Source organism: Pedobacter sp. JCM 36344, from assembly GCF_046546555.1.
In the GTDB taxonomy this organism is placed as follows: domain Bacteria; phylum Bacteroidota; class Bacteroidia; order Sphingobacteriales; family Sphingobacteriaceae; genus Pedobacter.
Window position 1 is genome coordinate 210,721 of sequence record NZ_JBKHKK010000005.1, and the last position, 11,838, is coordinate 222,558.

An 11,838-nucleotide genomic window follows, 5' to 3' on the forward strand; every position below is an offset into this window, starting at 1 on the left:
GACTCACAAACAAGTAATAAACATCGTGTAGCGACATCGCTACCTTTCTTAATTTGGTTAAAAAATGGTTTCGTATGATAGACCTGATAACTAAAATTGTAGAGCCAGAAGCTATAATAAATTTCCAACTACTATTTAGAAAGCGTACTATTGTTTAATAATCCCTAACGATGAGAAAAACTCTAGAATATACCAAAATAGCTATTTGTGTTATTCCTATGTCGATAATAATGTTAAGCACATTATTTATTGCCACATTATCTTTATTGGCAGTGACTTCTGATAAAAAATAATAAATCTTAAATTATTTCCGTAGAACATTGGTAAATTGTTTAAAGCCGTCTTGATGTTATCCTGAAGTCGGTTAATAGACAATATTTCACGTAAAAAAGTTTTAGTAAAATGGAAGATAGATCTTTCAAATGTGAAGTAACAGCTTCTCAAAAAGATCTTCTTTGATAAAAGGCTTAGATATGTAATCGTTCATACCAGCTAATTTACATTTCTCTCGTTCCTCTGCAGAAACAGATGCTGTCATCGCAATTATAGGTGTAAAAAGATTAAGTTGCTTTCTAATACGAATAGTAGTTTCCCTCCCATCAATTTCGGGCATCTGGATATCCATGATTATCAAATCAAATTCTTTAGTAGTAAGCAATTCTAAAGCCGTAAAACCATTGTCACAAACGGTAGATATCACTCCAACATTGTCGAGCGTCTTAACTATTACTTTTTGGTTGATTAGGTTATCCTCAACAATAAGTACCCTTCTATCTTTTAATAAAGCAAATTTTTCACAGTCCGTAACTTCCCAAGTACCGGCCGTCGATGACAGGAATGGTAATTCAATGGAAAAACAGCTTCCAGCGCCAAGCCGACTTTCTACAGTGATAGATCCATCGTGCATCTCAACCAATTGCTTTACAATAGCCAGTCCCAAACCTGTACCTCCAAATTTTCTTGAAATGTCAATACTGGTTTGTGCAAAGCTCTGAAAAATATAACCTATTCGATCTTCAGGGATTCCGATCCCACTATCCGTGATCTTAAAAATTACTTTAAGAAAGGGCGAACTAAAACTACATGCAGTGATACTTATACCAACTGAGCCATGTTCTGTAAACTTAACCGCATTAGAAAGAATATTTACCAATATTTGATACAATCTCAGAGGATCCCCTATCACAAACAATGGAACCTTATGGTCTATCTGCCTGCTTAGCTTTAGATTCTTCTGAATTGATTTTGCCCTTATTGCGTCAAAAGCCTGATCAACAATATCGTTTATTTTGAAAGGTATATGTTCAAGCTCCATCATGCCTGCCTCAATCTTTGAAAAATCAAGAATATCATTGATCAATACCATCATATTTAATGATGATTGCTGTATAATTTTTAAATAATCGCGCTGCTCCAGATTAAGATCCGTACCATTAAGCAAATCAGTCATGCCCATTATTCCATTCATGGGTGTTCTTATTTCATGACTAATATTCGCCATAAACAGCTCTTGGGTAAGTCGGGCATGTTCAGCCTCTTCACGCGATTTCTTTAGACCATTTTCATGAAAAATTCTTTCAGTAATATCCCTACTGATATTTGCACAAGCAAAAACATCACCATCAGAATTCTTAATGGGATATTTTCTGGTAAAATAATAATGTTCTTTCCCATCAATAGTCACGGTTTCTTCTGTTTCTTTATATTCAGGATCTGGATTATTCCTCAAACTTGGATTATTAAAATGTAGCTTCTTTGTGGTTTGCAATTGCAAAAACTGTTTTCCAATAATTTGATCCGCCTCAAGTGCAACAAATGATTTAAAAGCGTTATTCGCATAGAGTATTGCACCGTATTTATTGGCTATGTACATACTTGTGGTAGTATTATCCAGAAGGAATGCCATCAAAAGCTCCTTTTCCCGATTTGCCTTTTCTTCAGCCTGTAACGCTAAATCATCTTTTCTGCTTTTATCTTCCGCTACTATGAACACACCACCAGCGGCTATCAGCAACAATATAGCAACTACGGCAATGATATTTGATTTCCTGGAGTTCTGAAATATTAATTCATTGTCAGCCAAAATGCCAGCCTTCAATAATCCTCTTAAATTGAAAAGATCAGTCCAAACATAATCCATTCGCTGTTCACCTTCATGAACAGCACTGTTTTGCAGCTGCTCTTTTTTACTCAGGTTCGAACTAATAAACCTCTTTTCAAATTCGTAGTTCTTCTTCAACCTTGACATAATAGTTACAGTACCAGAATCATCATTTATAACATATATCATTTTTATTAGCGAGGAATCTGATATGTTCTCATGCCAATTTATTTTTTCTATGAGGAAACTAGACGGTGACTCGACAAAAGTTCTAAAATACTGCTGATATGAACCTAAATTAGCACTAAACACATCTGCAAGATCTAATAATGATTGTTTTTTTAAAACTGACAATTGTGTTTGGTTGATTCGTTTCGAAGTAACGATTAACAGACAAACAGTGGTGAAGAGAAATAATAAAACAAGATAAACCGAAGTTTTCAGCAAACCTTTTAATCTCATGTGGATGAATGATTTAGTTTGGTAATTTTATAAAACTAACACTTAGTTATTTTAGAATGATTATAAATTACCTTACAACTGATGACGTTGTGTGCATAAAAAACATGTATATACTTAGGTTCATCTTTCGCTAAGTGTAAGTGGCGAGGCCGGCAAATTAGTGGCTAAAACTTAGAGGAAGGTAGTCGGCTCAAAAATCACTTGATATTACCGAAATACGCTTTTTCATAAGTAGCGTTATTAGGGTCCTTTAATAACTGGATAATAGTTGCTGGGCCCAGGTTTGCAGGTGCTTCCCAGGATCGGAGTGCCCAAACTATCTTTTTATCGGCAGTAAGCTCGATAGCCTGCACCGTGCGGCTACTTTCGCCAACCTTGCCATCCCATTGATTAAACCAGCTATTAACAAGCGTGTTGCCATTTGGCAACCGTAGGGCCACTTGTGGTGCTATCTTATAATCAGGCAACTCCTTTAAATCACAATTCCAAACCACGGCGCCGCTGTGGGTAACTTCGCGTACATAATGATCATTACTGGCTATCAATATATTACCATTCTTTATCTCCACGCCTGACCATGCGCCGGGTGCATCTATCGACATCAGTATCTTTCCATCTGTATCATACTCATTTACCTTACCCAAGTCCATATGCGCCACCAGCAAAGTACCTGCGGCAGTTAGGCGGGCATGCCTCACTTGGCCATGGGTACCACTCTTAAAAGGCAGCACAAACTCTTTCTCAACTTTATTAGTTTTTATATTGGTAATAAACACCTTCGCTGGGTTGCCATTTTGTACAAAAACTACCCTGTCGGTTCCTATCATCTGCGCGGTATGGGTTTCAAAACCTGAAGGCGCATCATAATGCCAAAGCACTTTTTTATCTTTATTGATCAAAGTAATGCCAAACTGGTGTGCAAACAATACGTTGCCGCTAGCCATCATTATGGCGTCGCTTATTTCGCCTTTTCCAGTAGTATCAATATAGCTCCAATTAATTTTACCATTGCGAACAATGTACATATTGCGTGCCTTGGCCTCACCTGCATAAAAAAAGTCATAACGTTTAAGGCCATCGCCCGGCAATGCATCCGGTGCTGATTTATTAATAGCGGCAGTTTGCGCTATGGTTGGCTGACTAAGACCGGCTATCAGTACTATTGCCAATGCGAAACGCATCAAATTGTTCACATTTTTCATTTTTCCAGTGATCAAGGTTTGGCGAATCTTGTTCTTGCTTAGGCATGCAGTTTTAAGTTTTAGCTTCATCTGTTATATTTGGTTGAAGGAGTATGGTCTTCCTTTATGCAAATTTGCAGAACGCTTTTGGTATTTTGTCGGCATTAGTATACTAGTGCAGGAAAAGTAAAAGCACACAAATCACATATAATTAGCAAATTATCTATTTTTTGACAAAATCAATGAAAAAGAAACCACTTAATTCCTCTTCGCTACTATTGTTGATCATTGGCAGCTTGTTATTTTTTGGCTGTGCCGATAAAAGAAAGGCTGTCAAACTATTACTACGCGCTACTCCCTGGCAGTTTTCGAAAGGAACAGCACTGAGTGTTCTCTCATCGAAAAAAACGAGTGCAACTTTTAAGGCGCCGTTTGACAGCAGTAGTTTTACAATCAAAATGAAGGTTAATCTGAAAGTGGGAAAGTCCCGGATCAATCTTCTAAATATTCCAGGAGTGCTGAGTGTGAATACTTTTCAATATGCCGTTAAGGATCGAACCCGCCAGAACTATCCCGCGTATCCAATGCACGATGGCTCTGTTCCAGTATTGGAAGCCGCTCTTCAGCTCCATTCTCCTACCGAACTGAAAGGCACTCGTGAGATGCCTATAGGCATTCCTTTGAATATGTTAAAAAAAATAGAAGGAGAACATGAAGTTGTACTTAATTTCTCAGGTGTTCGATGGACATTGTATGTCGACAACGAGCTTCTTGACAACGACTTCGCCTTAGGCTACCCTAAATGGGGAGAGCGAAGCACTTGGGAAATAAATCCTTCCGTAGTTGCAAATGCCGAGATCTCTTTCCCAGGAATTACGCCACAAAAAGTGGCATTAAAGAAGCCCCGTATTTCAAATGAGATTCAATATTGGACGCCTCAAGGGCATAATACCTGGGTGGGCGACGTCGCTACTTTCTATCATCAGGGACGTTATCATATATTCTATTTATTTGATCGCCGGGGCCATGGCAGCAAATTTGGAAAGGGAGGGCATTACTTTGAGCACCTCTCCACAACAGACTTCAAAACTTGGACTGAACACGATGCGGCTACCCCGATAGAGGAACAATGGGAAACATTCGGAACCGGCACCCCTTTTATCTTTGACAATAAACTTTGTCTTAGTTACGGCCTGCACACGACACGAATCTACCCTAAGGAAGAAACGACCTTACCCTTACAATGGGATTATTATAATAAACACGGATTCACAGGCTCCTTCCGCTATGATACTATTCCGGGATATCCAGCCGGATCCACTTATTCCATTAGTCAAGATGGCATCAGCAATTTCAAGAAAACTAAAATCTTATTTCACCCTTGTGAAAACCCAAGTGTTTATACAGATCCCCAAGGACGCCTACGCATGTTAGCTAATTATGGAGCAAAAGGAACCTGGGAATCTAAATCGATCGATGGAGGCTGGCGATCTATCAATGAGCGCTTTCCTCCGGGAGGAGACTGCACATTTTTCTTCCGCTGGGGAAATTATGATTACGTGATCGGTGGTTTTACCGGCTTTTGGTCAAAACCAGACAATGCATCAGAAGATAAATTTGTAGATGGGGTAAAAGCAGGGTTAGACTTTTACAATGGGATGAACGTACCTGCCGTAACTGAAATAAACGATGGCCGTTTCTTGCTGGCTGGCTGGATCCCTATGGCCGGTTGGGGGGGAGCGCTGACTATCCATGAAATGATACAATCTCCTGACGGCAGAATTGGAACTAAATGGATGAAGGAAATAATTCCTGCTACACAAAAAGAAAAATTATTGGCGAAAGAAATTAAAGAGACCCTCACTTTTAATACAGAATCCTCCTCTTTCCTACTAACATTTAATGTAGAGCCAGGTACAGCTATCGATGGGAAATTAGGTGCACTTTTTTGGGGAGCAAATGAAGAAAATAATGCCTGCGAAGTCCAATTTAGCCCTAAGGCGAAAAAAGCACAATATGGAAAAGGACAACTTCAGAATTTCTCCGGTATGGAGAAATCTTTACGTGAAGGAGGTTCTCCAAGTACTGCACGCAATTACGCTATTGAAAATTTGGCCGGTACAGATAAACCGTTTACCGTTCGCATGATCGTTAAGTACGAAGATAAATTTGGCGGCTCACAGATCGACACGGAGATTGCAGGTCAACGCACTATGATAGCTTTCCGCCCAGGCCTAAAGGTTGAGAAACTCTTGTTAAGAGCAAAAGAAACTGGTATTAAAAATGTTAAAATAGCGGCACTTAAATACTAAAGTGTGCACTTACCAACTTAAGTGTACACTTATCAAATTAAGCGTACACTTATCATTTTATCTGTACACTCCCCTCAGGTTAAGTGCAAAACCCTCTTTTCTCTAAATACCACATTGTAGGTTCGTTTCAGCAATTAAACAATGCTGCTCCTAATCATGGTAATATATATATTCAGCATTTCCCTATTTCAGGCACTAAAGAACAGCTTCAGCAGTTTATTACTAGTTGCCTCTCCTAGGTCCTGGCTTCGTGTCTCCTTCGTGTCTGCTTCGTGTCTGCTTGCGCGTGGCCCCTAGCAAACAGCCTTAAAGCACATAACTGAGCGGTATTCGAAAAGCTTCAGTACAAACTTCATATCAACCAGAATAGTTCATCTAAATAAACAGATTTGCAATGGCAAAACCGACATCTCTTATATTCCTATGAAAAAGGGTTTAATGTCCATGATGGCTATTATTACCTTCAGATAAAGGTAAAAGATCAACCTCTTTATGACTTCCCAAAAGGAAGAGACACTGAGCGATAAAAATAAAAAATTGGGCTGTTTAATTAGTCTATCTTGCACTAGATATCCGCATCGAGAAAAGGGAAGTCGTTAAAAATGAAACTGCACATAAAGAATATGGTTTCCGTCCGCTGCACCATGATAGTTAAACAAGAGCTATTTAAACTGGGCCTCCATTTTATTATTGTAGAACTAGGGGAAGTGGAAATTATGGAAAATATTTCTGCTGAGCAACGAGAGCAAGTAAAGATTGCTCTGCTTAGTTCCGGACTTGAATTAATGGATGATAAGCGATCCGTACTAATTGAAAAAATAAAAAAAATAGTTATTGAAATGGTACACCATACGGATGAACTGATCAAAATCAATTTTTCTGATTTTTTAAGCAGCAAGTTAAACCACGATTATACCTACCTGGCAAATCTCTTTTCGGAAGTACAGGGGACTACGATAGAGCAATTTGTCATCTCCCATAAAGTTGAACGGATAAAAGAGTTGATTATTTACGATGAACTCAATATAACAGAGATTGCATGGAAGATGAATTATAATAGTGTGGCACATTTATCTAATCAGTTTAAGAAAGTTACGGGGCTATCGCCATCTCATTTTAAAAAGTTGAAAGTTAAAAGAAGAAGTCCGATTGAAGAAATTGGCAATCAGGATGATAGATAGAAAATAAAACGCTGTAGAAACGTATGGTAGAGAAAGGTCATGGCTAAAATAAAAAAATCTGAAGAGGGCGCATTATTCATTGCCCAAAAAGAACTTGCATTTCAAATAGAAGAAAAGGAAAGATTGGAAGCCGAGTTATTTCTCGCCCGGAAGGAACTTGCTTTTCAGAAAGTGGAGAAAGGCAAACGTGCCGCTGAGCTTGGTATTGCAAATAAAGAGCTTGTTTTTCAGGACGAAGAGAAAGAGAAACGAGCTGATGAACTGATTATCGCGAATATAGAACTTGCTTTCCAAGATGAAGAGAAAGAAAAACGAGCCGACGAATTAGTTATTGCTATCAAAGAACTCGCCTTTCAGGATGAAGAAAAGGGAAAACGTGCAGCCGAATTGGGTATTGCAAATCTGGAACTCGCTTTTCAGGATGAAGAGAAAGAGAAACGTGCTGCCGAACTGATTATTGCCAATAAAGAATTGGTATTTCAAAATGCCGAAAAGGAGAAACGTGCTGCAGAACTGATCATTGCCAATAAAGAGTTGGTATTTCAAAATGCCGAAAAGGAGAAACGCGCTGCAGAACTAAGTATTGCGAATAAAGAATTGGTATTTCAAAACGATGAAAAGGAAAAACGTGCCAACGAGTTAATCATAGCCAACAAAGAGCTTGCCTTCCAGAATGATGAAAAAGAAAAACGAGCAGCAGAGTTATTCATTGCCAATACTGAACTTATTTTTCAAACTGGTGAAAAGGAAAAGCGTGCGGCAGAATTGGTAATTGCCGACATAGAACTCGACTTTCAGAACAAAGAGAAAGAGAAACGGGAGATTGCCAATAAAGAACTGGAAGCGTTTAGTTATTCTGCAAAATTAGCCTCTCAATATTCACTAAGTCTTATTGAAGCCAGTCTCGATCCTCTGGTTACAATCAGTACTGAAGGTAAGATTACCGACATGAACCAGGCGACGGTAAACATTACCGGTATTGCCCGCGAAAAACTGACAGGTACAGACTTTTTTGATTACTTCACAGAATCGCAAAAGGCACGTGAAGTTTATCTGAAAGTATTCGCTAAAGGTTCCGTAGCCGATTCACCACTTACTATCCGCCATAAGGACGGGAAACTTACCGATGTATTATTTAATGGATCGGTTTATAAAGATGATTGCGGAAATGTACTTGGCGTGGTGATTGTTGCCCGGGATGTTACTGAACAGAAGAAAATTGCTACAGAATTAACCGAGGCAAAGATATTTGCTGAAACAGCAACAGAAATTGCAGAAGTTGCTAAAAGAAAGGCGGAAAGTGCTACCCAAATAGCGGAAGATGCAGTGAAGGCCAAACAGCAGTTTTTGTCGAACATGAGCCACGAAATTCGTACTCCGATGAATGCCATAATCGGATTTACAAAAGTGTTATTGAAAACCGATTTATCGGTAAGGCAAGAAACTTATTTGACAGCTATAAAAGTTAGTGGTGATGCACTGATAGTACTTATTAACGACATACTTGATTTGGCGAAAGTTGATGCAGGGAAAATGTCATTCGAGAAAACGCCTTTCAAAATGGCCGCTTCCCTCTCTTCGATGCTCCATTTATTCGAGACAAAAATTCAAGAAAAGAATTTACAACTCGTCAAAGAATATGACCACAACATTCCGGAAGTTTTGGTTGGCGATCCGGTACGCCTACACCAAATTATTTTAAACCTGGTTAGTAATGCAGTAAAATTTACTGCAAAAGGAAAAATCACTGTAAGTGTACGCCTGTTATCAGACGATAATTCAGAAAAAGTAAGTATCGAGTTTGCAGTAACAGATACCGGTATCGGAATTGAAGAAGATACGCTTGATCGCATTTTTGAAAACTTTCAGCAAGCATCGAGCGGCACATCCAGGTTGTTTGGCGGAACTGGGTTGGGGCTCGCCATTGTTAAACAGTTAGTGGAATATCAGGGAGGAAAAATTAGCGTAAAAAGTAAAATTAATGAAGGTTCTACTTTTAGTTTTATACTAAGTTTTCAAAAAACTAAAGCAGAGGCGGTACTTGAAAGGGACATAGTGGAATTGGATATGGCTATCAAAAACCTGAAAGTATTGGTGGTGGAAGATATTACACTTAATCAATTACTAATGAAAACTCTTTTAGATGATTTCGGATTTGAAAGCGATATTGCTCCAAACGGGAAAATAGCCATTGAAAAATTATCCCGGCAAAACTTTAACGAGGAGAGCAAACCTTATGATATTATTTTAATGGATTTGCAAATGCCTGAGATGAATGGTTTTGAAGCTACAGAGTACATCCGCAATAAGATGAATTCTCAGATACCTATTATTGCGCTAACGGCAGATGTGACAACTGTTGATTTGGCTAAATGTAAAGCAGTTGGTATGAATGACTATCTGGCAAAGCCTGTTGACGAAAGGATATTATATAATAAAATAATGCATTTTGTAAAAAAATATGCAACTGCCATTCCTTCTTCTGAAGAATATAAAGATGTTTTGACGCCAACTGAGGCGGATGGCGGGCAACTGCTTGAAGCCAAGTGTACCAACTTAGAATATTTAAACCGCCGAACTAAGTCTAACCCGAAATTGATGATCGAAATGATTTCTCTCTATCTGGAACAAACTCCCTCCCTTTTAACAGCTATGAAACAAGGGTTGTTAAATCAAGACTGGAATTTGTTACAAGCTGCTGTACACAAGATGATTCCCTCATTTTCGATAATGGGTATTAGTGCAGATTTCGAAAATAAAGCAAAAAAGGTTCAGGAATATGCCCGAAAGATTGACAACACCGGCGAAGCAAGACCGGAGCAAATAATAAATTTTAGTGTGCTAAACGATTTGGTTTTAGAATTAGCAAAGGTATCTGAGCAAGCATGTACAGAACTAGCCAAAGAGTTACTGCTTTTAAAAAACACAAACAATGAAAAGCAATAAAAAAATAAAACTTTTTCTGGTAGATGATGATGCCGTATTTTTAAAATCTCTTGAGATAGAGTTTCTGGAACATGCTGACTTTGATATCGAAACATTTTCCACTGGTGAACTTTGCATAGAGAATTTATCTCATAATCCTGATGTGATTATCCTGGATTTTCACCTGGATGGTATTAATAAAACTGCCATGAACGGCATTGAAACACTCGATAAAATCAAGGCCTATGATCAAGATACCTCGGTTATCATGTTGTCTTCTCAGGATAAAATTGAGGTAGCCATAAGCTGTATGCATCATAAAGCTTTTGATTATATAGTAAAAAGTGAAACTGCCTTTATACGCCTGCAAAAAACTATCTCTACCATCTTCGGCTACAAAAAAATGGAAAAAGAGTTGAAGTGGTATATGGAAAGAATGTAGCCCATTTATCTTTTTCTTGAAAATGTGTGAATTACGCAACTTATTCCCAGAATTACACAACAATACGCATTAGAAAACACGCCATGTTTGTTAAGTGATAATACTGTCACACTTTCAACTACAAAATGAAAAATAACTTACTTAAAGCAGCCATGGCAATAGTCATAGTTGCGGTTATGGGAGGCTGTGCAAAAAACCACGATCTTACCCAGATCCCCACTGAAACAAAATCTTTATCAGTGGCATCAACAAATGAAGAAACCGTTTTGGCACCGCTACAAGGGATAAATCTTGGGGTTGCTGGCAATTTTGCAATCCTATCCAAAACCGGAATTACAAGTGTTTATAAATCAACGATTACTGGAGATATCGGAACTAGTCCGATTACTGGAGCAGCAATGGTAGTTAGTTGCGGAGAAGTAACAGGTAACGTATTCTCTGTTGATGCTGCAGGCCCTGCTTGTAAAACAACCAGCGCTACAATGCTTACAGCAGCCATCGGCGATATGCAAACTGCATACACTGATGCAGCCGGGCGTATAAATCCAGATTTTTTAAATTTAGGTGCCGGAACAATTGGTGGAAAAACACTTACACCAGGATTATATAAATGGACAAGTTCTGTAACCATACCAACCGATATCGCTATTGCAGGCGGACCCAATGATGTTTGGATATTTCAGGTTTCGGGAAATCTTAATATGAGCTCTGCAGTGAATGTTACATTAAGCGGCGGCGCACAAGCAAAAAATATCTACTGGCAAGTAGCTGGAGCCGTAACCTTCGGCACAACAAGCCATTTTGAAGGAAATATTTTAGGTCAAACGGGTATTCATTTGAAAACGGGAGCATCCATCAACGGAAGACTGTTGGCGCAGACTGCGGCAACTCTTCAAATGAATACGGTAACACAACCACAGTAAGCTAAGTCACATAGAATAGAAAAAACTGGCAATACACTTGTTTTATGACGGATAGTTAGTACTATCCGTCTTTTTTATGGTTGCAATTTGTCGTTTACCGGTGATTTCTTCAAAGGAGAAATCGGAGGAATTTTCGATCCTACTTTTAAATAAGTTAAAATAGCCATTGTAGAGGTAGACCGATCCTCGTAATATCCATAGTACTCAAAGCATACTCAGAGTACATTCGTTGGGATAAGGGCGGCCTTTACGCACTAATACCGCAAGGAGTATCCTAGGAGATACCTCTGAGCTCCGGTCTAGAATGAGTT

7 protein-coding genes are annotated in these 11,838 nt (G+C 38.7%); 5 read left to right on the forward strand and 2 right to left on the reverse strand.

Annotated elements, in window-relative coordinates; translation table 11 throughout:
- Positions 1 to 418 precede the first annotated feature (418 nt).
- Both ACHFIZ_RS07135 and ACHFIZ_RS07140 read right to left on the reverse strand, forming a co-directional pair.
- Positions 419 to 2,290 carry an ATP-binding protein gene (locus ACHFIZ_RS07135; RefSeq protein WP_410884279.1) on the reverse strand — a complete coding sequence of 624 codons (1,872 nt, stop codon included), beginning with the start codon at positions 2,288 to 2,290 and terminating at the stop codon, positions 419 to 421.
- Between the two features lie 470 nt (positions 2,291 to 2,760).
- Complete coding sequence (locus ACHFIZ_RS07140; protein ID WP_410884282.1) at positions 2,761 to 3,834, reverse strand: hypothetical protein; 1,074 nt, start codon at positions 3,832 to 3,834, stop codon at positions 2,761 to 2,763.
- Between the two features lie 152 nt (positions 3,835 to 3,986).
- Between ACHFIZ_RS07140 and ACHFIZ_RS07145 the strand changes: the two genes are divergently transcribed.
- The 5 genes from ACHFIZ_RS07145 to ACHFIZ_RS07165 all read left to right on the forward strand — a co-directional run bounded on the left by ACHFIZ_RS07145 (position 3,987) and on the right by ACHFIZ_RS07165 (position 11,527).
- Complete coding sequence (locus ACHFIZ_RS07145; protein WP_410884283.1) at positions 3,987 to 6,056, forward strand: hypothetical protein; 2,070 nt, start codon at positions 3,987 to 3,989, stop codon at positions 6,054 to 6,056.
- A 602-nt stretch (positions 6,057 to 6,658) separates the two neighbouring features.
- Positions 6,659 to 7,237 (forward strand): helix-turn-helix domain-containing protein, encoded by a 579-nt coding sequence (locus ACHFIZ_RS07150; RefSeq protein ID WP_410884285.1) that lies wholly within the window; start codon positions 6,659 to 6,661, stop codon positions 7,235 to 7,237.
- Between the two features lie 39 nt (positions 7,238 to 7,276).
- Positions 7,277 to 10,183 carry an ATP-binding protein gene (locus ACHFIZ_RS07155; RefSeq protein WP_410884287.1) on the forward strand — a complete coding sequence of 969 codons (2,907 nt, stop codon included), beginning with the start codon at positions 7,277 to 7,279 and terminating at the stop codon, positions 10,181 to 10,183.
- A complete protein-coding gene (locus tag ACHFIZ_RS07160) occupies positions 10,170 to 10,604 on the forward strand; it encodes a response regulator (protein ID WP_410884289.1) in 435 nt (144 codons plus the stop codon). The genes ACHFIZ_RS07155 and ACHFIZ_RS07160 overlap by 14 nt, the downstream gene beginning before the upstream one ends.
- 125 nt (positions 10,605 to 10,729) lie before the next feature.
- A complete protein-coding gene (locus ACHFIZ_RS07165) occupies positions 10,730 to 11,527 on the forward strand; it encodes an ice-binding protein (protein WP_410884291.1) in 798 nt (265 codons plus the stop codon).
- Positions 11,528 to 11,838 lie beyond the last annotated feature (311 nt).